General features: G+C 62.7%; 18 protein-coding genes. 11 read left to right on the top strand and 7 right to left on the bottom strand.

What is annotated here, in order from left to right:
• The 3 genes from JOZ06_RS19155 to JOZ06_RS19145 form a co-directional block, all read right to left on the bottom strand.
• Positions 1 to 304, bottom strand: a 304-nt coding sequence (locus JOZ06_RS19155; protein ID WP_293235380.1) for a helix-turn-helix transcriptional regulator, incomplete at its 3' end; no start/stop codon positions are given.
• 194 nt (positions 305 to 498) lie between these two features.
• Positions 499 to 684 (bottom strand): hypothetical protein, encoded by a 186-nt coding sequence (locus tag JOZ06_RS19150; protein WP_293235378.1) that lies wholly within the window; start codon positions 682 to 684, stop codon positions 499 to 501.
• A 433-nt stretch (positions 685 to 1117) separates the two neighbouring features.
• Positions 1118 to 1678 carry a hypothetical protein gene (locus JOZ06_RS19145; RefSeq protein WP_293235376.1) on the bottom strand — a complete coding sequence of 187 codons (561 nt, stop codon included), beginning with the start codon at positions 1676 to 1678 and terminating at the stop codon, positions 1118 to 1120.
• A gap of 209 nt (positions 1679 to 1887) precedes the next feature.
• Between JOZ06_RS19145 and JOZ06_RS19140 the strand changes: the two genes are divergently transcribed.
• From JOZ06_RS19140 to JOZ06_RS19125, 4 genes are all read left to right on the top strand, one after another.
• Complete coding sequence (locus JOZ06_RS19140; protein WP_293235374.1) at positions 1888 to 2748, top strand: AraC family transcriptional regulator; 861 nt, start codon at positions 1888 to 1890, stop codon at positions 2746 to 2748.
• Between the two features lie 78 nt (positions 2749 to 2826).
• Positions 2827 to 3795: a DMT family transporter gene (locus JOZ06_RS19135; protein ID WP_293235372.1), complete on the top strand. Its 969-nt coding sequence runs from the start codon at positions 2827 to 2829 to the stop codon at positions 3793 to 3795.
• Positions 3796 to 3814: 19 nt separating this feature from the next.
• Positions 3815 to 4231: a VOC family protein gene (locus JOZ06_RS19130; RefSeq protein WP_293235370.1), complete on the top strand. Its 417-nt coding sequence runs from the start codon at positions 3815 to 3817 to the stop codon at positions 4229 to 4231.
• Positions 4232 to 4447: 216 nt separating this feature from the next.
• The gene (locus JOZ06_RS19125) at positions 4448 to 6859 is read left to right on the top strand and encodes a response regulator (protein WP_293235368.1); all 2412 of its coding nucleotides are present in this window, start codon (positions 4448 to 4450) and stop codon (positions 6857 to 6859) included.
• On the opposite strand, the gene JOZ06_RS19120 is transcribed toward JOZ06_RS19125, so the two are convergent.
• Positions 6819 to 7481: a YdcF family protein gene (locus tag JOZ06_RS19120; RefSeq protein ID WP_293235366.1), complete on the bottom strand. Its 663-nt coding sequence runs from the start codon at positions 7479 to 7481 to the stop codon at positions 6819 to 6821. The genes JOZ06_RS19125 and JOZ06_RS19120 overlap by 41 nt on opposite strands.
• 174 nt (positions 7482 to 7655) lie before the next feature.
• Here JOZ06_RS19120 and JOZ06_RS19115 point away from each other — a divergent pair, with 174 nt between their 5' ends.
• Positions 7656 to 9119, top strand: coding sequence for a tetratricopeptide repeat-containing glycosyltransferase family protein (locus tag JOZ06_RS19115; RefSeq protein WP_293235364.1), 1464 nt, complete (start codon positions 7656 to 7658; stop codon positions 9117 to 9119).
• A 10-nt stretch (positions 9120 to 9129) separates the two neighbouring features.
• Here JOZ06_RS19115 and JOZ06_RS19110 read toward each other — a convergent pair whose 3' ends face one another.
• Positions 9130 to 9873 (bottom strand): DNA-binding transcriptional regulator YciT, encoded by a 744-nt coding sequence (locus JOZ06_RS19110; RefSeq protein WP_293235362.1) that lies wholly within the window; start codon positions 9871 to 9873, stop codon positions 9130 to 9132.
• A gap of 99 nt (positions 9874 to 9972) precedes the next feature.
• A complete protein-coding gene (fsa, locus tag JOZ06_RS19105) occupies positions 9973 to 10635 on the bottom strand; it encodes a fructose-6-phosphate aldolase (protein ID WP_293235360.1) in 663 nt (220 codons plus the stop codon).
• A 137-nt stretch (positions 10636 to 10772) separates the two neighbouring features.
• Here fsa and JOZ06_RS19100 point away from each other — a divergent pair, with 137 nt between their 5' ends.
• Entirely contained in the window at positions 10773 to 11675 is a 903-nt protein-coding gene (locus JOZ06_RS19100; protein ID WP_293235358.1) for a glycyl-radical enzyme activating protein, read from the top strand.
• A gap of 4 nt (positions 11676 to 11679) precedes the next feature.
• Positions 11680 to 14112 carry a formate C-acetyltransferase/glycerol dehydratase family glycyl radical enzyme gene (locus tag JOZ06_RS19095; protein WP_293235356.1) on the top strand — a complete coding sequence of 811 codons (2433 nt, stop codon included), beginning with the start codon at positions 11680 to 11682 and terminating at the stop codon, positions 14110 to 14112.
• Positions 14113 to 14174: 62 nt separating this feature from the next.
• Here the strand turns inward: JOZ06_RS19095 and JOZ06_RS19090 are convergent, their stop codons facing one another.
• Complete coding sequence (locus JOZ06_RS19090; protein WP_293235354.1) at positions 14175 to 14393, bottom strand: hypothetical protein; 219 nt, start codon at positions 14391 to 14393, stop codon at positions 14175 to 14177.
• A 307-nt stretch (positions 14394 to 14700) separates the two neighbouring features.
• Between JOZ06_RS19090 and JOZ06_RS19085 the strand changes: the two genes are divergently transcribed.
• From JOZ06_RS19085 to JOZ06_RS19070, 4 genes are all read left to right on the top strand, one after another.
• The gene (locus JOZ06_RS19085; RefSeq protein ID WP_293235352.1) at positions 14701 to 16236 is read left to right on the top strand and encodes an APC family permease; all 1536 of its coding nucleotides are present in this window, start codon (positions 14701 to 14703) and stop codon (positions 16234 to 16236) included.
• On the top strand, positions 16233 to 17201 hold the full coding sequence (locus JOZ06_RS19080) for a chitosanase (protein WP_293235350.1): 969 nt from the start codon (positions 16233 to 16235) through the stop codon (positions 17199 to 17201). The genes JOZ06_RS19085 and JOZ06_RS19080 overlap by 4 nt, the downstream gene beginning before the upstream one ends.
• A gap of 87 nt (positions 17202 to 17288) precedes the next feature.
• Entirely contained in the window at positions 17289 to 19658 is a 2370-nt protein-coding gene (locus tag JOZ06_RS19075; RefSeq protein WP_293235348.1) for a heavy metal translocating P-type ATPase, read from the top strand.
• Positions 19659 to 19671: 13 nt separating this feature from the next.
• Positions 19672 to 19881 carry a cation transporter gene (locus JOZ06_RS19070; protein WP_293235346.1) on the top strand — a complete coding sequence of 70 codons (210 nt, stop codon included), beginning with the start codon at positions 19672 to 19674 and terminating at the stop codon, positions 19879 to 19881.
• The last annotated feature ends 190 nt before the right edge of the window (positions 19882 to 20071 follow it).

Below are 20071 nucleotides of genomic sequence, written 5' to 3'. Positions count from 1 at the left end.
CGCGCACTCGCCGAGCCTGCTCGCGCTGTTTTAGAGCAGCCAGCGCTGGATCGGTTTCAGCAAGTAGGTCGGCCAAGGTGCAGCCAGGTGCAATTGCATCCAAATAGCGCAACACCTGCCCAAAGGCGAGTCCTGGGTCACCGTGTTCGAGACGATAGGCGGTATTGCGCGACAGTCCTGCACGAAGCGCGGCATCAGCTTGTTTGATGCCTCTGGCGAGGCGTAGTCGCGCCAGGAGCTGGCCGAGGTGTTGGCATTCATTGGCCAAGTGTGATGGCAGCGCAGCGGATTGAGAGACTTTCATGTTCGTTTAATCGAGCTTTATAAAGATAACAATCGATATTACGATCAATGTAGCAAGGGAGGTTCATGCAAGCAAGCCTTGCTTGCAAACCAATCAATGCTTGTAAAATGAGACATTATCAGATTTATGCTTGATTTAACGATCATTGACTTCAACCGTCCGCCGGGTCCAGCGGACGGTACGTCACCTGACGCTTACCCGCGCAAAACCGCCTGCACGTGATCCAGCTTGTAGCTCATTGCCGCCAGCACGCTGCGCATCGCGGCGGGGTTGACCCGTCGTTGCGGCGACGGCGCCAGCTGCATGACCAGATGGTTGAGGGTGGACTGGATATCGCGCAGATCGCGCTCGATCGGGGTGAGGGGACGGCGGTGTGCCATGGTCGAACTCCTTCGTCTTACTGCATGGGATGGAGGAGCTGCCGGTAGGAAGGCGGCAGGCCGAGCGAAGGTTGACAGACCGGAATATCCCAACCGGCACACCGGCGGGTCGAACCCGCCGGTGTCCTCCGCCAGCCCGCCAAGAAAAACGCACGGATCGACGAAAAACGAATACGGCTTTGCACGCAGTACTCGGGGATATTACGAAGCTGTCAAACCTCGGTTGCTGACTTTCATCTGCAACGGTGACGGAGGTTAGGGGCGAAGGAACCCTGGGTCAAGCCAGCGCGGTTCGACTGGCAGAGACGAATGCCTGCACCGTCAGTCAGAAGAAAAAAGGATTCCCGAAATCAGAAATCCTTGGTTGTCCATGCACAAGCACTGACTAAGTAATCAAAGCGCTTTTAGCGGGTTGTGAATATTTTCTCAAGTGCTACAGCGCGGCGATTACCGGCAAAATCTGCGCCGCTTTATCGATCACCGTGGGGAATACGTCGATCAGGAACTTCCCGGTTTCCGTCACAATGTTGATCAGGTCGTCGCGGCGCAAGCCCTGGCGCTCGAATAGCCGCCATTCCAAGCGGCCGTCTTCCTGCAGGACGATGGCCCACCAGGAATGATTGACGCCCGGGGCATCCCCCAACGAGCCGATTTCGGTTTGGCCGATTTCAGCCAGCGCGTTATCGCGCAGCACCATGTAGTCCCAGGCGTTTTCGCCACGGACTTCCGCGGAGATATTCTTGACGATCCCGCCGGTGGTGACGGTTTGAATGTACATGCGCTGCTTGCCGCCATAACTCCAAGGCACCGCCATATTATCGGGCGTCACCACGGTCGGGACGTTGGCACTCGGCGGCCGATTGATTTGCAGCCAGTCCTCCTTGCCGTATTCAACGCCTTGCCATGTCGGGTGACGGTTGTCGTCCATGACGCGGATACGCAAAGTGACATCGGGGTTCATATTGACGATTTCGCGAATAAAAGCGATAGCCATGTTTTCTCCACAGAAATGTTGTCATTAAAAATAGTGAACGGGATACATGGCCTCAGTATTTCGGCTGCTGCTGTCCCGCTCGATAAGGACGTGACAGGCGCCCGTTTGTGAAATGTTTGCGGAGGGGGGATGACATCGTATATTGATGGCATAGACCGATGCGGCCCTGCCGCTGTGGCCATCGAATCAGCCACGCCAAGAGACCAGCCATGACGCCCACGGATGCCGGAGCGGGCTCGCCCCTGATGCCGGGCGTGCCCGCCCAGTTCGACAGCCCCGAGGACCGCGCCGAGTTTCGCCGCTCGTGCCAGCGGCCCGGCGTCGAGCTTTATCGCGCCCATATCGTCCGCCATGCCTTCGAGCCGCACACCCACGAAGCTTTCGGTCTCGGCGCGATCGAAAACGGCGCCGAGCGCTTTCGCTATGCCGGCAGCGAGCATCTGGCGCCGCCGGGCTCGCTGGTGTTGATGAACCCGGATGAGCTGCACACCGGCCGCGCCGAGACCGAGGGCGGCTGGCGTTATCGCATGGCCTATCTGGACCCCGAGGTGGTGGCCCGCGTCAGCGGCGAGCCGGGCTGGTGGTTTAGCGAGGCGGTGCGGGTGGACGTGGCCAGCGCCCTGCGCGTCACGGGGCTGCTCGACGCGTTGTGGCGGGCCGAGGAGCCGCTAGCCTTCGACAGCCTGCTCTACGCGCTGTTGGCCGAATTGCGCCGCCATGCGCGCGTGCCGCGTCCGGCGCCGGCCGAGGGCGCGCTGCGCTTCGCCCCGGTGCTCGACTATCTGCGCGCCCACCTGTCGCGGCGGCTGACGTTGGACGAGCTGGCCACGGTGGCGGGACTGAGTCCCTTTCATTTCCTGCGCCGCTTTCAGGCGCACTATCACGTCACGCCGCAGCAGATGCTGATGGCGCTGCGCCTCTATCAGGCGAAACAGCTGCTCGCGGCGGGGCTGCCGCCGGCCCAGGTGGCCGCCGACACCGGGCTCGCCGACCAGGCCCACCTGACGCGCGCCTTCGTACGCCGCTACGGCGTCACCCCGGCGCGCTATCAGCGTCAAGTTCGTTCCTAGCGCCTTCCACACCGCAATCTGGTACAAGACCGACGTCTGAGGTCCGCCTAGACTGGCCGCAGGAAGGAGGAATGGACCATGTGGACCGGTGTTGCTTACGCGCTGGCTGCCGGCCTGATGTGGGGGCTGGTGTTCGTCGCGCCGTCGTTGTTGCCCGACTATCCGCCGGCATTGTTGTCGGTCGGGCGCTATCTGGCCTTCGGCTTGATCGCGTTGCCGCTCGCCTGGCTCGACCGCGCCGCGCTCGGACAGTTGCGCCGCGCCGACTGGTGGGAGGCGCTCAAATTGGCCCTGGTCGGCAATCTGATCTATTACCTGTGCTTGGCCAGCGCCATTCAGCGCGCCGGCGGGCCGCTGCCGACAATGATCATCGGCACGCTGCCGGTGGTGATCGCCCTCTGCGCCAACCTGCGTAATGTCCAGCGAGACGGCCGGCTGCCTTGGGCGCGGCTCGCGCCGCCGCTATTGGTGATCGCGGCCGGCATCGGCTGCGTCAACCAGGTCGAGCTGGTCGCGCTGCGGTACGATCCCCACGCCGACTTGGGCCGCTATGTCAGCGGCGCGCTGCTGGCGCTGGTGGCGGTGGCCTGCTGGACGTGGTATCCGCTGCGAAACGCCGACTGGCTGCGCCATCATCCCGGCCGTAGTCCGCGCACCTGGACCACCGCCCAAGGTGTGGCGACGCTGCCCCTGGCGTTGATCGGCTTTGTACCGCTGTGGGCGGGCATGAAGCTGAGCGGCAGCCCGTTCGCCATGCCGTTCGGTCCCCGCCCGCTGGTGTTTGTCGGTCTGATGGCGGCGATTGGCCTGTTTGCTTCCTGGCTCGGCACGCTATGCTGGAACGAGGCCAGCCAGCGCCTGCCCACCGCGCTCGTCGGGCAACTGATCGTGTTCGAGACCTTGTCGGCGTTGGCTTATGCTTTTCTGTTGCGCGGTGTCTGGCCGCAGCCGCTCACCCTGGTCGGCATCGCGCTGTTGGTGGTCGGCGTGTTGCAGGCGGTGCGGGTGAAACCGGAACCGGTTGCGGTGGCGGGGCACGAGGCATAACCATTTGGAGGAAGAAACCATGCAGCCGCGCATCACCGTCATCTCGCTCGGCGTCGATGATCTCGACGCTTCCTTGCGCTTCTATCGCGATGGCCTGGGGTTGGCCACCGAGGGCATCATCGGCACCGAGTTCGAGTACGGGGCAGTGGTGTTCATTACGTTGGAGTCAGGTTTGCGCCTGGCGCTGTGGCCGCGTCAGAGCATCGCGCGCGACACGGGGCTGGCGCAGAGCCCCGCAAGCCCGACCGACATGACGCTCGGCCACAACGTGGCCTCTCAAGCCGAGGTGGACGCGGTGATGGCGCAAGCGGCGGCGGCGGGAGCGGTCATCGTCAAGCCGGCCCATCAAACGTTCTGGGGCGGCTATGCCGGTTATTTCCAGGATATCGATGGCCATCTGTGGGAAATCGCCTGGAATCCGCAGTGGACGGAATGAGGCGTGTTGCGCGACGGGACTCGCCTTTGTGTAGGGTGCTCTCGCCGAAGGCAGTGCACCGCGATCTTAGGGTGTAGAAATGTTTGGAAAATTATTCCAAAGAGCGCCTCTGTTCCTGCGCCATGTCATGGAATGGTGAAAAGGCCTTAAACCAAATAATATAGTCGGGCTATGCTGGACAAATAGGACCAACCTTGTGCAGAAAGGCTTGATCTGATGGCGTCCTCGCCTGACTTCCTGTCGCCGGACGGCTTTCGGCTCCTTTTCGAAAGCAGTCCCACGGCCATTGCCCTGTCCCGTCTCTCCGACGGCATTATCGTCGACGCGAACCCCGCCTTTTTGACACTGTATGGTTATGCGCGCGACGAAGTCATCGGCCATACCAGCGAGGAACTCAGGCTGTGGGAGGTCGGCGCCGAGCGCGAAGCGATGCGCGCCAGCCTGCTGCGCGATCGGCAAGCGTCCAGTTTCCTTTATCGCTACCGGACCAAAACCGGCCAGACCGGTCTTGCGGTGGTGTCGGCCAATGTCGTCGAGATCGAGCGGGAGACGTATCTGGTCGGCTTCATCACCGACGTGACCGAACTGGCCTCGGCGCAAGAGACGTTTTCCCGCGCGGGGCGGGTCTATCGCGCGCTGTTCCAGAACATGCTCAACGGCGTGGCTTACTGCCAGATGCTGTATGAGGGCGGCGAGGCGGTGGATTTCGTCTATCTGGACGTCAATGAGGCCTTTGAGAGTCAGACCGGCCTGAAGGACGTCGTCGGCAAGCGCATTTCCAGCATACTCCCCGACTTTCGCGTTACGTCAGCCGATCTGTTCGGACTTTACGATCGCGTCGCGCGCGGCGGCGGCGCCGAGCGGGTGGAAACGTATGTCGAGGCGCTGGACGATTGGTTTTCTTTAGCCGTGTACAGCCCGAAGCCTGAACACTTCATTGCCGTATTCGATGTGGTGACCGAGCGTAAAAAGGCTCAACAAGCGCTGGAAAGAGACAATGAAGCGCTGGAGGCCTTCGTCGCCGAGCGCACGGCGGAATTGGCTCAGGCGCGCGACGCGGCGCTGGCGGCCAACAATGCCAAGAGTGCCTTCTTGGCCAACATGAGCCACGAAATACGCACACCGCTCAATGCCATCATCGGTTTGTCCAATGTGCTCAAGCTCGGGCACCCGACGCCCGACCAGATCTCGCCGCTGGACCGGATCGAAGAGGCCGGCCATCACCTGCTGGCGATCATCAACGACATCCTGGACTTATCCAAAATCGAGGCCGGCAAGCTTGAGCTCGAGCAAATCCATTTCCCCGCGAGCGCCGTGCTGGGCCATGTCCACGCGATGATCGCCGAATCGGCCCAGGCAAAAGGGCTGGAAATCAAGACGCAGGACGAGACGGGCGCGCTCTGGCTGAAAGGCGACTGCACGCGGCTGCGCCAAGCGTTGCTGAATTACGCCAATAACGCGGTGAAGTTTTCGTTTCAGGGCTGCATTCATTTGCGCGCCAAAGTGATGCAGGATGCCGCGCACCAAGCGCTGGTGCGGTTCGAGGTGGAAGACGCCGGGGTGGGGATTGCGCCGGAACAGGCTGCGCGGCTATTTCAGCCTTTTCAGCAGGCGGATGCCTCGACCACGCGGAAATATGGTGGAACCGGCCTGGGGCTGACCATCACGCGGCGTCTGGCCTTGTTGATGGGAGGCGAGGCCGGCGTCGAAAGCCAGCCCGGCGTCGGCAGTCTCTTTTGGTTTACCGTACGTCTGGAAAAGGGGCAGCTCACGCCGCAGCCGGAGTCCGCCGTGGTGAGCAGCGACCCGCTTGCCGCGCTGCGCGCGCGCCATGCGCATGCCAAAGTGCTTCTAGCCGAGGATGACGAGATCAATCAGGAGGTGGCGAAGTACATTCTCGACGCCGCCGAGCTGGACCTCGCGGTGGCCGGCAACGGCCAGCAAGCCGTGAACCTCGCGGCAAGCGCGCGCTACGATTTGATCCTCATGGACGTGCAAATGCCGGAGATGGACGGCCTCAACGCCACACGGGCCATTCGCCGGCTTCCGGGGTATGCGGACACGCCGATTTTGGCGATGACCGCGAATGTCTTCAGCGAGGACCGCCAGCGATGCTTGGAAGCGGGCATGAACGATTTCATCGCCAAGCCGGTGCAAGCGGCCAAGCTCTACGCCACCTTGCTGCAATGGCTGGATTGGCCGTCTTCGGACCATCCTCCGCTCCGTGGCGGCACCGAGGGGACGCCCGCCGGGATGACGCCAGGCGACCAAGCCGCGGATTTCGATTTGGCGCCAGTCATGCGGCGCTTCCATTTGGATTCGGAGATGGCGCTGAAGCTGGCGCAAGAGATGTTGGATGCCAGCCGCGACAGCGCGGCGCAGATCGAGGCGGCCATCCGCGCCGGCGATATGTCGGCGTTGATCGCGTTAGGGCATCGCAGTAAAACCCCGGCATGGACGCTCGGCGCGCCGGCGCTGGGCAATTTGTTCCAGGCGCTGGAACGCTGCGGGTCCATGGCGGACACCGTGCAGGCACAAACGCTGGTGGTGCAGTTGGCGCCGCTGCTCGACCAGCTGCAGGCGGCGATCAGCGACTGGGGTCGCGAGCGGGCGGCGAACCGGGAATGAGGTGGCGGTCGAAACCCAGCGCGATCAACGCGCGCCACGCATGCTGCACCTCGTCGGGAATCGGCAGCGGTGTTTGAAAGCCCTGTGCCGGATAGTCCAATAGCCGATGAACGTCGCCGACCATCTCGTCGATCAGACCGAGCACGCCGATCTGATTGGACACGTCTTCAGGAAACGCCAGGCGCGGCGCATCGACGGCGGCTTGCAGTTCAGGCCATTGAATCGGTAGGGTTTGCTGTACGCGCCGGATCGAATTGGGCTTGGTGACGAATGTGGCGCGCCGCGCGGTGGGGCAGAGTGCTTTGGCATAAGCGATATTCTGCGCGAAATTGCCCGCCAGCGGTTCCAGCAGCAGTTGATCGTCGGCCACTCCCTGCGCGCGGGCGCGCGCGGCAAACACCTCGGCCTCGCTTTCCCGCCACAGGTGGCGGGTCCAGTTGCCGGTGCCGCCGGTGATCAGCAAGCGCGGCGCGATACCCTGCTGCAATAGCGCGCAGGCATGGTCGCACACGCGCAAGTCGTACGAGCCGCAGACGACGATCACGTCGCTGCCGGCCAGTGTGCCGCGGCCACGGGTAAGAAAGTGCCACAGCGTGGTGGCGTGGCGCAGGGCGGGTGTCATCGGCAATTCCTTCTGCAATCGGTGTGGTGCATCTTATTACTGTTCGGCTCGTCTCCGGCGGGCGATGTCGGCCGCCATGCGGACAAACGCTATAATGACTTCCCCTATCTCGTTTCCCCAACCTGCTCAGCCATGCCGTCATCCAAACCAAATCCATTCACTCGTTCGCACCCCATGTCGGCGGAGCAGGTTCAGATCACCTATCAACAGGCGTTGGCTTGTCATCGCCGGGGGCAGGGGGATGCGGCGAAAACGTTATACGAAACGGTTCTGCAGGCGCAACCCGGGCATATTGACGCGCTATACCACCTGGGTTTGTTGGCCTTGCAGACCGGGAATTTTCTCCCGGCAGCTGCGCTGTTTGGCCAAGCGATCAAACTTCAACCGAATTTGGCTCAAGCCTATTGCAATCGCGGTTCGGCACTGAAAGCGCTGAAGCGGTCCGAGGAGGCGGTGGCCAGCTTCCAGCAGGCGCTCGCGCTGCAGCCGGATTTTGCCGAAGCGTATTCCAATCTGGCGGATTTGTTCATCGAGCTCGGCCAATTCGATGCCGCTATTACCCATTGTGATCGCGCCATCGCGCTGCGGCCGAACTATGCGGATGCCCACTACAATCGTGGCGTGGCGCTGCAAAAAGTTCAGCGAATCGATGAGGCGGTCGCAAGCTACAGGCAAGCTGTTGCGTTGCAGGCCGATGACGACGACGCGGGCTGGAATCTGTCACTTGCCCTATTGCTCAGCGGCGACTTCCAAGAAGGTTGGGAAATGTACGAGCGCCGCTGGAAAGCCCGGCAATTTACTTCATCGCGCCGAGATTTTTCTCAACCGCTTTGGCTTGGCCAAGCCCCGCTCAGCGGCAAGACCATTTTATTGCACAGTGAGCAGGGCCTGGGCGACACGATTCAGTTTTGCCGTTATGCCAAGCTCGTTGCCGGGTGGGGCGCGCGCGTTATTCTGGAGGTTCCGCCGTCATTGGCCGAATTGCTCAAAACGCTCGACGGGGTCGCCGAGATTCGGGTCAAGGGCGAGCGTCTGCCCGCGTTCGATTTCCACTGCCCCTTATTGAGTTTGCCGCTCGCCTTCAAGACGACACTGAACACCATCCCGCGCGCTCAGCAATATCTGGCGGCGGACGAGGAAAAGCGGGCGTACTGGAACGGCCGGTTAGGCGAAAGGCGCAAACCGCGCGTCGGGCTTGCCTGGAGCGGCCGCCCAACGCATACCAACGACCATAATCGTAGCTTGCCGCTGGCGGCGCTGATGCAACATCTGCCTGCGGGGTATCACTACGTTAGTCTCCAGAAAGAAGTGCGCGAGACGGATCGGCCCGTGTTGGACGCGCATCCCGATATTCTGTATGTCGGCGGCGAGCTGAATGATTTTAGCGATACCGCGGCATTGATCCAATGCATGGATTTAGTTGTCTGTGTCGACACCAGTGTGGCCCACCTGAGCGCGGCCTTGGGCAAGCAAACCTGGATCATGCTGCCCTTCGTCCCGGATTGGCGCTGGATGCTCGATCGCGACGACAGCCCTTGGTATCCCAGCGTCAGGCTCTACCGACAAACGCAATTGGGCGATTGGCAGGCGATGTTATGCCGGCTTAACGAAAGCTTGTGTCAAACCGTCGCCCGGTAGTTTGCCTCCCTCAACCGATCAGGTCCAATGTCAGTCCGCGTTCGCGCAGCGCTCTGGCGAGGCCGCTATCGATGCCGGCGTCGGTGATCACCCGGACGATCATGCCGTCCGGGTCGAGCGGATTCGGCGCCAGCTGGCCGAATTTGGACGCATCGCTCAGCACGATATTGTCCGCGCCCTTGGCCAGCACGGCGTGGACGATGTCGGCGCGCATCATGTCGCGGCTCGTGAAGCCGCTCTGTGGCGTATAGCCGTCGATGCCGATGAAGGCCTTGGAGAAATACACCCAATCGAGGCTACGGCGGGTCAGCGGGCCGACTAGGCTCTCACTGCCTTTCTGCAACTGGCCGCCGAGCAGGACAACGGTACAGTCGCCGTCGCGCAGCAGGTGGGCAATATAGTGGCTGACGGTGATCACCGTCACTTGGGATCGGTTCGCCAGTTCGCGCGCCAGCAGCGCGTTGGCGCTGCCGCCTTCGATGAACACCGTTTCGCCGTCCGCCACCAGCGCGGCGGCATGGCGCGCCAGGCCGACCTTGGTGGCGAAGTTGGCTTGCATGCGTACATCCGGATCGTCCTGATCCAGCGCTTCTGCGAAGCCGTGGCGGCGTTTGAGAAAGCCTTGTTCCGACAACTGCGACAGATCCTGGCGGATGGTCACTTCCGACACCTTCAGCCGGGCGGCGAGTTCCGTCACGCTCACACGGCGGTGCTCAGCCAGATATTGCAACAGCGCTTGTTGTCGTGGATGCATGGATCAGTCAGCCAGTCTTTCGAAAGCGATATTGTACTGGACCCGGTCTGCTTTCGTAGTACGCGTTCGCAGCGCCAACGCACGGGCAGACGGGTTGCATCACAGCTGCAGCGTGCCGAAGGCGCCTTGCCAGTCTTGCTCGAATTGCGCGACGGCGGCGTTGACGGCGGGGCTCGTCAGCAGCTGTTCCGCCACGTCGACCGGGATCGTGATCGACGTGCAACCGGCCAGTAGGCAATCGAGCACCTGCCTTGGCGTGCGGAAACTGGCCGCCAGCACCTGGGACGAGGGCGCGTGCAGCGATAGCAGTTGTTGCAGTTCGCGCACCACCGCGATGCCGTCGCCGCCTTGCGCGTCCAGACGGTTGACGTACGGCGCGACATAGGCCGCCCCGGCCAGCGCCGCCAACAACCCCTGCGTGGCGCCATACACCACGGTGCCGAGCGTCGGCACTTTCAACGCGGTCAATTGCTGGATTGCCGCGAAGCCTTCGGCGGTGGACGGTACCTTGACCACCACGCCGGGCACGCGCTCACGCAAGCGCTGCGCCTCTTCCACCATTTCCGGCGCGCTCCTCGCCATTACTTGGGCAAACAGCGTGCCGCGGCCATCCAGCGCATCGCGCAGCGCGGGTAAGACGTCCCATAGCGGCTTGCCTTGCTTGGCAATGATGCTTGGATTGGTGGTGACGCCGGCGAGCGGCAAGATGCGCGCGAGCCGGCGTACCGCCGAGATGTCCGCGCTATCCAGATACAGTTCCATGTCGTGTCCTCAAAACCAGCGTTGAAAGGTCAAAACGTTATGGGGCCAGTATAGGCAACGCACCGCATTGGCATTTGATCGAAATCAACGAAACTTTCGAACGAAAGTTGTGTAATTTTCGCAAGAAAGGGGCGGCGATGATCTTCAATCTGCAACGCTACTCGACCCACGATGGCCCTGGCATCCGCACGGTGGTGTTCTTCAAGGGCTGCACGCTGGCCTGCCGCTGGTGCCAAAACCCGGAAAGCCGCGCGCGTGCCCCCGAGCTGTTGTTCGAGGCGCGCAGTTGCTTGGCCGAGTGCGCGTTGTGCGCCGAGCAATGCCCGGCGGTATTCCATAAATCGGCGGATGGCGCACTGACGATCGACCGTGGGCAACTGAGCGCCGCCGATCTGGCCAAGCTCGATGGCGTCTGCCCGTCGCAAGCGCTGTGGATCTGCGGCCAACCTTTCGATGCCGAGGCCATCTTGGCGCGGGTGCTGCGCGATCAGGCGTTCTACCAGCGTACCGGCGGCGGTTTGACCCTCTCCGGCGGCGAGCCTTTCATGCAGCCCCATGCGGCCGCCGATCTTCTTGCCCGCGCCAAGGCGGCCGGCATTCACACGGCGGCCGAGTCCTGCCTGCACGTGCGCTGGTCCTTTATCGAACCGTCTCTGCCGCACCTGGATCTGTTGCTGGCGGACCTCAAGCATGTGGATGCCGAGCGGTTTCGCGCCTGGACCGGCGGCTCGGCGCGCCGCGTGATGGACAATTTCCGCCGCCTGGCCCGCGCGGGGGTCGACATGACCGTGCGTGTGCCGTTGATCCCGGATTTCAACGCCGACGAGGATTCGATTCGCGCCATCGTCGACTTTGCCGCCTTCGAGGCCGGTGTCAAGGAAATCCACTTCCTGCCCTATCACACGCTGGGCATGCAGAAGTTCGCCCAGCTCGGGCTACCCTATCTGGCGCCTGCCGCGCCGCTGAACAACCCCGCCATCATCGCCTTTGCCGAGCAGTATGCGGCCAGCAAGGGATTGACGGCGATTCTCCGAGGATGAAGCCATGACGCAACTGGATCTGACGACCCTGACGCCCCGCATCAGCGCGCATAAAAGGGCGTTGGTCAACATCATCAAGCCGGCGATCTGCACCGAGCGCGCGCTGCACTACACAGAGAGCTACCAGCAGCATCTGGACAAGCCCATAGTGGTCCGCCGCGCGCTGGCGCTGGCGCATCACCTGCGCGAGCGCACGATCTGGATCGATCATGACGAGCTGATCGTCGGCAATCAGGCGAGCCAAGCGCGCGCCGCGCCGATTTTCCCTGAATACACGGTGGGCTGGATCGAGAAGGAAATCGACACGTTGGCCGACCGTCCTGGCGCCGGTTTTGAAGTCAGCGACGCGGACCGGGCGATTTTGCACCGCATCTGTCCTTGGTGGCATGGCCAAACGGTGCTGGACCGTTGCTACGGCATGTTCAGCGAAGAGCACAAGGCGCTGCTTGAAACCGTCATGATCAAGGCCGAGGGCAATATGAACGCCGGCGACGCCCACCTGGCGGTCGATTTCCCGACTCTGCTGGCACAGGGGCTGGACGGCATCCGCGAGCGCGTGCGCGAACGGCGCGGGCGCCTGTCGCTGACCGTGCTCGACGATCTGTACAAGGAACAGTTTCTCAAGGCCGTCGACATCACGCTTGCGGCGGTCGCGGAACATATCGAACGCTATGCCGCGCTTGCGCGCGACATGGCCGCCGCCGAGGCGCGCGATTGGCGCCGGCAAGAGCTATTGGCGATCGCCGCCAACTGCGACCGCGTGGCGCATGAACCGCCGCAAACCTTCTGGCAGGCGCTGCAGCTGTGCTACTTCATCCAATTGCTGCTGCAGATCGAATCCAACGGTCATTCGGTTTCGTTCGGCCGGCTCGACCAGTATCTCTATCCGTGGTACCGGCGCGAGGTCGAGCTGGAGGAAAGCTTAAGCCGTGAGCAGGCGATCGAGCTGTTGCATAGCTGCTGGCTCAAGCTGCTGGAGGTCAACAAGATCCGTTCCGGCTCGCACTCGAAAGCCTCCGCCGGCAGCCCGATGTATCAGAACGTCACCATCGGCGGCCAGACGTTGAGGGATGGCGAGGCCGTGGACGCGGTCAACCCGCTGTCCTACGCCATTCTGGAATCCTGCGGGCGATTGCGGTCGACCCAGCCCAACCTGAGCGTGCGTTACCACGCAGGCATGAGCGACGATTTCCTTGACGCTTGCGTTCAGGTGATCCGCTGCGGTTTCGGCATGCCGGCGTTCAACAACGACGAGATCGTCATTGCCGAATTCATCAAGCTGGGTGTTGCACGCGCGGATGCCTACGACTATGCCGCCATCGGCTGCATCGAAACCGCGGTTGGCGGCAAATGGGGCTATCGTTGCACCGGCATGAGCTTCATCAATTTCGCCCGCGTCATGCTGGCCTCGCTCGAAGGCGGACGCGATGCGAGTTCGAAGCGGGTGTTCCTGCCGCAAGAAAAAGCGCTGAGCCGCAACAACTTTGCTTCTTTCGACGATGTGCTGGCAGCCTGGGATACCCAAATCCGCTATTACGCCAAGAAATCGATCGAGATCGAGTACGTCATCGATACCATGCTGGAGGAGAACGCGCATGACGTGCTGTGCTCCGCCCTGGTCGACGATTGCATCGAGCGCGGCAAGACCATCAAGCAAGGGGGTGCCAAATACGATTGGGTGTCCGGTTTGCAGGTCGGCATCGCCAATACCGGCAACAGCCTGGCGGCGGTCAAGCATTTGGTGTTCGACCGCGGCGTGGTTGGCCAGGCTGAGCTGGCCGCGGCGCTCGACAGTGATTTTGCCGGCGGCGCCGGCGAACAATTGCGCCAGCGTTTGCTCAATCAAGCGCCTAAATACGGCAACGACGAGGATGAGGTCGATTTACTGCTGGTGCGCGCCTATCGAACCTATATCGACGAGCTCAAGCACTATCACAACCCGCGTCATGGCCGCGGCCCGATCGGCGGCGACTATTACGCCGGCACCTCGTCGATTTCCGCCAATGTGCCGTTCGGCGCGCAGACCGCGGCGACGCCGGATGGGCGCAAGGCTTGGACACCGTTGGCCGAGGGTGCGAGCCCGGCCGCCGGCACCGATCATCACGGGCCGACCGCCGTTTTCAACTCTGTGGGGAAATTGCCGACTGAAGCCATTCTGGGCGGGGTGTTGCTCAACCAGAAGCTCAATCCGTCCACGCTGGATAATCCGCGAGACCAGTTGAAGCTGATGGGCATGCTGCGCACTTACTTCGAGCATCTGCATGGCTGGCATGTCCAGTACAACATCGTGTCGCGCGAGACCCTGCTGGCGGCCAAGGCGCACCCCGAGGCGTACCGCGATCTGGTCGTGCGGGTGGCCGGCTACTCGGCCTTCTTCACCGCGCTGTCGCCTGAAGCCCAGGACGACATCATCGCCCGCACCGAGCATCAGCTGTAGGCGTCAAGGCCGCATCCCAAGGCGCTTCGGGGAACCCCGAGGCGCCTTGCGGACAGCCCTCATCAATCGCCGTGGTAAGACACGCTCCGCGGCGCGCACCGACGATCCAGCCAGCACAGAAACCGCCGCCCCAGCGCACTGACGCGGCAGCCGCCGTGGCCGTTGGATTCGATGAATTCACTGGCGCACAACGCCTGATGGCTGATGATCTTGAAGTCGGTCGGCGCCGATTGCAAATGGCGCAACGCGTCGATGTCCGTCGGCGTTAATCTCATCTCCATACGCTCCTCCGCCACTAGATATGGTGGCACTGAGAATAACTAATCCACGTTCTAGTATTTGACGGTCGAAAAAGCAAACTGAACGCACGGGTGTGCCATGACGCGGGTTGAATTCCCCCGCCGATTCATGGTCGTGCACACATTGGTCCGCCCGCGTGCCGACCTCAGGTATTGAGCCGATATCCGCCAGGACTGGCGTGCACCAGACTGCGCTGTTGGCGGGGCCGCAGCGAGGCGCTCCGGCGGGACCCTGATCCAGGTTGATGCGTCGGCGGGTGTTTCCGGTTTTCAACGCAAAGTGGGCTTCATGGTGAAAAAACTTTCGACTTGGCAGCTGGCATTGATCTCGTCCGGTGGCATGCTGGGGGCCGGCTGGCTGTTTTCCCCGTTTTACGGTTATCAAATGGCCGGTGTCGGCGTGTTGTGCTCGTGGGTGATCACGGCCTTGATCACCTTGATCATCGGGCTGTCCTTCGCCGAGGTGTGCAGCGCTTTGCCGATGGCGGGGGGAATCTACCGCTTGATGGGCATCACGCATCCGCGCAGCGTCGCCACGCTGTTTCTGATCATCGGCTGGTTGAGCTATGTGGTGTATTTGCCGCTGGAAGCGCAGGCCGTCATTCAATATCTGGGTTTCTGGCTGCCGTCGCTGATCGTCGACGACGGCACGGCGGTCGAGCTGTCTTGGCGTGGCATTGGCTTGGCCATGCTGATCATTTTGGGTATGACGGGCTTCAATACGCTCGTGATCACCAAGGTCGCCAAGGCCAATACCGTGATCAGCCTGTGGAAAATCGCCATTCCCATCGGCGTGGCCTTGATCGTGATTGCCTCGCGCGGGCAATGGCCGACGTTGACGGGCGCGGCGAATTTCGCCAATTTCTCGGCGGAGAACGTGCTGCTGGCGGTGACCAGCAGCGGGCTTGCCTTTGCTTTTTCCGGGTTTCAGAACGGTCTGTTGCTGGCCAACCAGGTGGCGCATCCCGGCCGTGCGATTCCGCACTCGCTGTTCTGGCCGATCGGCATCGGCCTGGTGTTGTATGCGCTGCTATCGCTCAGCTTTCTCAGCACGCTCGATGGCGATCAGCCTGCGTTGATGAATGCCGCGGCGCCGTTGTTGGGATTGCTGTCGCTGTTGGGGTTGAACGTGCTATTTACGCTGCTGTTCGTCGATGCCGTGCTGGCGCCGCTGGGCACGACCAACGTCTACGTGGCGGTGACGGCGCGCGTGCTGTACGGCATCGGTCGGTTTCTTGCACCTAACAGCGTGCTGACCCGGCTCAACCGGCACCAAGTGCCGGTGGCGGCGCTATGGATCAATGGCGCGGTGGGCATGCTATTTCTGTTTCCGTTTCCGACCTGGAAGGCATTGGTGAATTTTCTATCGTCGATCGTGGTATTCGCCTATCTGGCCGGGCCGGTCAGTCTTTGGGTGTTGCGCCGGCACGCGGTGCCGGTGACGCGGCGTTTTTCGCTGAAATGGCCCTATGCCACCGCCTTGCTGGGTTTCATTTGCTGCACGTGGCTGATCTACTGGTCCGGCCTGGCCAACCTCGGATATCTGTGGCTGACCGTCAGCTTGGTCTTGCTCGGCTATGCCTTGATGCAGGGAGGTGTCGCCACCATCAAGCGCGATGGCTATCTCTTCGCCTATATGGGCGCCTTATGGTTTGTGTCTTGGCTGCGTGACGAATCTCGGATCGCTTTTCCGTTGGATAACCTGCTCGTCGGCATCATCGGCGCCGGGTTTTGCCATGTGTTTGTGCGCCACAGCCTCGATAGCGTGACGTTGCGGCGCAATATCGAAGGGGCGCAGCGCGAACTCGCCGGATTCGAATCGTGAACACGTTGTTCCGGGGCGGCACCGCGCTGATGGTCGTGGCGAGCTTTGCCGTGGCCGTCCTTTGTCTTGGGCCGTCGCGCGCCGTTAAAAACGGCGCGTTGCGGCTGTCCGGCCAATGGGCGGCAGGCGCGCATGCCGCTTGCTTGCGTGGCGGCACGTTCGGGAAAACGCCATTCTGGCGCATGGCGGCGCCGACTGCACCACGGGATGCGCCATTCACGCCGGCCGTACTGGCGTTTCTCTTGTCCCGCACCGGCTTGGATGGCGAACAGTGGGACAACATCATGAAGCTGATCAGTCAGCCGGCGCAGGGAAGGGCGGGGTGGTCGCGGCTTTATGGGCATTGCGCGGATGTCGGCGCCGCGCGTGGCTTTGCCGTCGGGCTATTCGGCGCAACCACCGGCGGTCCTGGCGATGTTGAACCGGCCGCACCGATTCTGTTTCGCGAATACGATGCGGTGAACGGCGCTTCTCAGCCTTCGGTGGCTGGCGGTTTGGCACGTATCGGTCTGCATGGCGTCATGCAAGGCGCGGTACTCAAGGTTACCGATAGCGTGTCGGCGTTCTGCGGCAAAATCCATCGTTTGCATGGCGATGTCGCCTGGCGCGAGGCCACATGGCGCGCATTCTACCAAGTGCATATCCAGGATAGTGTGCAGCAGGCGCGGTTGCGCGGCTTCCACTCGGCGTTGATCATCGGCGCCTTCGTCGACGCCGCGCTGGCCCAGGCGGAGCGGGGCGATAGGGAGGGGCTGACGCGCTTGCTGACCCGTGCCGGCGGCAGTGACGACGAGTCGACGTTCCTGCGGCGTTTCCTCGGCGCGCGCGCGCATGCCGCCAACGGCAGGCGCGGCCAGCCGACGGGCGATGGGCCCTACCGCGTTCGGCGCTGGCGCCAACTGCTCAATCGTGGCGAGATCGATTTGAAAAACGCTGACGCGGCGGTGCGCCATGTGACGCGCTGACGGCGGCGGGCGCACCGATCGGGCAAGTTTCATTTTTCATTTGACCCTGCTATCATACCCCCATAGGGTATATGGCGGGAGCCGTCGATGAGCAGTCTCACTTCCTTCACCATTCCGATTAGCGGCATGAGTTGCGCCGCCTGCGCCAATCGTGTCGAGAAACAATTGAACAAGCAGGACGGCGTGCACGCGGCGGTCAGTTTCGCGACCGAGTCGGCGCAAATCGACGCCGACTTGTCGCGCGTGTCGACCGAGCAACTGCTGCAAGTGATCCGTCAAACGGGCTACGGGGTGCCCGAGCGCACGTTGCGTTTGGCCATTAGCGGCATGACTTGCGCCGCCTGCGCCGCACGCATCGAGAAAGTGCTCAATCGCCTGCCGGGCGTCAGCGCCAACGTCAACCTCGCCGATGAAAGCGCCACCGTCCACTTTCCGGCCGGTCTGATGACGGCCGAAGGCGTGACGGCGGCCATCGAACGCGCCGGTTACGGCGCGCGCCCCGAAGCCCGTCAGGAAGACGGTAGCGAAGAAAAGGCCAGGCAGATGCGCCGAGACCGGCGTGATTTTCTGCTGGCGGCGCTGTTGTCGCTGCCGCTGCTGTTGCAGATGGTGGTGATGCGCGGCGACGGGCAGGGCGAATGGTTCAGCCGTTGGCTGCAACTGGCCCTGGCCACGCCGGTGCAGTTCTGGCTCGGCGCCCGCTTCTACCGTGGCGCCTGGCATAGCCTGCGTGGCGGCGCGGCCAACATGGATGTGCTGGTGGCGTTGGGCACGTCGATGGCCTATGGGCTGAGCGTCGTGGTGACCTTGCTCGGCTGGCGGACGCAACACGTCTATTTCGAAGCCAGTGCCGTGATCATTACGCTGGTGATTTTGGGCAAATGGCTGGAATCGCGCGCCAAAGGCAAGACCTCCAGCGCGATCGCCGCGTTGCTGCGCATGCAGCCGAAGCTCGCGCGGGTTGAAATCGACGGTGAAATCCGCGACGTCGCGATCGACCAGTTGCGGGTGGGCGATATCGTGGTGGTGCCGCAGGGTGAAAGCGTGCCGGTGGACGGCGAGGTGATCGAAGGCCGTGCCGCTGTCGACGAAAGCATGCTGACCGGGGAGAGCCTGCCGGTGGAGAAGGCCGTCGGCAGCCAAGTGTACGCCGCCACGTCGGTGCAGGAGGGCATGCTGAAATGCCGCACGCAGCATGTGGGCACGGAAACGCAACTCGCCGAGATCGTCCGTCTGGTGACGGCGGCGCAAGGCTCCAAGGCGCCGATTCAGCGGCTGGCCGACCGCATTTCCGGTATTTTCGTGCCGGCGGTGGTGACGCTGAGCGTGCTGACCTTCGCGCTGTCGCTCTGGTTTGGGCTCGGCGTTACCGCGAGCTTGATTCACGCCGTCGCCGTGCTGGTCATCGCCTGCCCGTGCGCGCTGGGGTTGGCCACGCCCACGGCGGTGATGGTGGGGATCGGCCGTGGGGCGCAGCACGGCATCTTATTCCGTAACGCCGCCGCGCTCGAACACGCGGAAAAGATCACCGCGCTGGTCGTGGATAAAACGGGAACGCTGACCGCGGGCAAGCCGGTGGTGGTGGATGTCCTGACATTGACCGGGCATTCCGTCGAGCAGCTAGTGCAATGGTCGGCCAGTTTGGAGCAAGGATCGGAGCATCCCTTGGCGAAAGCCATTCTGACCGCGGCGGTCGAGCGGCGGCTGCCGCTGTTGCCGCTGAGCGACTTCAGCGCCACGGCCGGACAGGGCATCGAGGGTAATATCGACGGCCGGCGTCTCCGTGTCGGCGTGCCGGCCTGGGCGGCCCCGCTCGACGACACGGCGCGCGCCGCCATCGACAAGGCCGCCGCGCGCGGCCACACGTTGGCAGGCGTTGCCGTCGACGGGGCATTGGCCGGTCTTATCGCCATTGCCGATACGTTGCGTCCCACGTCGGCACGGGCGATCACGCGGCTGCGCGCGCTGGGCATCGAGGTGGTGATGATGACGGGAGACCATCACGTCACCGCGGCGGCGGTGGCCGAGCAGGCCGGCATCGGCCGCTTCGAGGCGCAGGTGCTGCCGCGGGACAAGGCGGGTTTCGTCGAGCGTTTGCGGCAAGAAGGCCGCGTTGTGGCGATGGTCGGCGATGGCGTCAACGACGCGCCGGCGTTGGCCGCCGCCGATGTGAGCTTTGCCATGGGCGCGGGCAGCGCGGTGGCGATCGAGGCGGCCGACGTGACCATCATGCATAGCGATCTGCAGGCCGTGGTCGAGGCAATCGCGCTGTCGCGCGCCACCTTGCGCAAAATCCGCCAAAACCTGTTCTTTGCCTTTATCTACAATACGCTCGGCATTCCGCTCGCGGCGCTGGGCATGCTCAATCCGGTGATCGCCGGCGCCGCCATGGCGATGAGCTCGGTGTCGGTCATCAGCAATTCACTGTTGCTGCGCCGCTGGCGCGGCCAATCTTAACCTGGAGTGCAATATGGAAACCGTTATCGTCAAAATCGACGGAATCAGCTGCATGGGCTGCGTCAACACCTTGACCCGTGTGCTCAGCGCGCTGCCCGGCGTCGAGGGCGCCGTCGTCGACAAGGATCAGGCTCAGGCGACAATCACGTTCGATCCGGCGCAAGTGCAACTGGCGCGATTCAAGTCGGCCATCGAGGACGCGGGCTACGATGTCGCGGCATGATGACGCGGAGCGATGCAAAAAGCGGGGCGCATAAGCGCCCCGCTCAGGCTGTTGATTTAGTGGTTTGCAGCGGTTACGGAGGACCCGGCAAAGCCGGGCCTTAGTGGCAACTGACTGATTTCGCAGCCTGCCCATCGATTCCCACTCCCCCTGCCCTCTCCCTGAGAGGGGGCGCTCGCTTCGCGAGCAT

The sequence above is a fragment of the Paludibacterium sp. genome, from assembly GCF_019232825.1.
GTDB lineage: Bacteria > Pseudomonadota > Gammaproteobacteria > Burkholderiales > Chromobacteriaceae > Paludibacterium.
The sequence above is the reverse complement of the archived record's forward strand: the minus strand, read 5'-3'. Positions and strand labels throughout refer to the sequence as shown.

Excerpts from the sequence above, each read along its gene's own strand:
- JOZ06_RS19150 (WP_293235378.1), bottom strand. The coding sequence starts at position 684 with ATGGCACACCGCCGTCCCCTCACCCCGATCGAGCGCGATCTGCGCGAT.
- JOZ06_RS19145 (WP_293235376.1), bottom strand. The coding sequence starts at position 1,678 with ATGGCTATCGCTTTTATTCGCGAAATCGTCAATATGAACCCCGATGTC.
- JOZ06_RS19140 (WP_293235374.1), top strand. The coding sequence starts at position 1,888 with ATGACGCCCACGGATGCCGGAGCGGGCTCGCCCCTGATGCCGGGCGTG.
- JOZ06_RS19135 (WP_293235372.1), top strand. The coding sequence starts at position 2,827 with ATGTGGACCGGTGTTGCTTACGCGCTGGCTGCCGGCCTGATGTGGGGG.
- JOZ06_RS19130 (WP_293235370.1), top strand. The coding sequence starts at position 3,815 with ATGCAGCCGCGCATCACCGTCATCTCGCTCGGCGTCGATGATCTCGAC.
- JOZ06_RS19125 (WP_293235368.1), top strand. The coding sequence starts at position 4,448 with ATGGCGTCCTCGCCTGACTTCCTGTCGCCGGACGGCTTTCGGCTCCTT.
- JOZ06_RS19120 (WP_293235366.1), bottom strand. The coding sequence starts at position 7,481 with ATGACACCCGCCCTGCGCCACGCCACCACGCTGTGGCACTTTCTTACC.
- JOZ06_RS19115 (WP_293235364.1), top strand. The coding sequence starts at position 7,656 with ATGTCGGCGGAGCAGGTTCAGATCACCTATCAACAGGCGTTGGCTTGT.
- JOZ06_RS19110 (WP_293235362.1), bottom strand. The coding sequence starts at position 9,873 with ATGCATCCACGACAACAAGCGCTGTTGCAATATCTGGCTGAGCACCGC.
- fsa (WP_293235360.1), bottom strand. The coding sequence starts at position 10,635 with ATGGAACTGTATCTGGATAGCGCGGACATCTCGGCGGTACGCCGGCTC.
- JOZ06_RS19100 (WP_293235358.1), top strand. The coding sequence starts at position 10,773 with ATGATCTTCAATCTGCAACGCTACTCGACCCACGATGGCCCTGGCATC.
- JOZ06_RS19095 (WP_293235356.1), top strand. The coding sequence starts at position 11,680 with ATGACGCAACTGGATCTGACGACCCTGACGCCCCGCATCAGCGCGCAT.
- JOZ06_RS19090 (WP_293235354.1), bottom strand. The coding sequence starts at position 14,393 with ATGGAGATGAGATTAACGCCGACGGACATCGACGCGTTGCGCCATTTG.
- JOZ06_RS19085 (WP_293235352.1), top strand. The coding sequence starts at position 14,701 with ATGGTGAAAAAACTTTCGACTTGGCAGCTGGCATTGATCTCGTCCGGT.
- JOZ06_RS19075 (WP_293235348.1), top strand. The coding sequence starts at position 17,289 with ATGAGCAGTCTCACTTCCTTCACCATTCCGATTAGCGGCATGAGTTGC.
- JOZ06_RS19070 (WP_293235346.1), top strand. The coding sequence starts at position 19,672 with ATGGAAACCGTTATCGTCAAAATCGACGGAATCAGCTGCATGGGCTGC.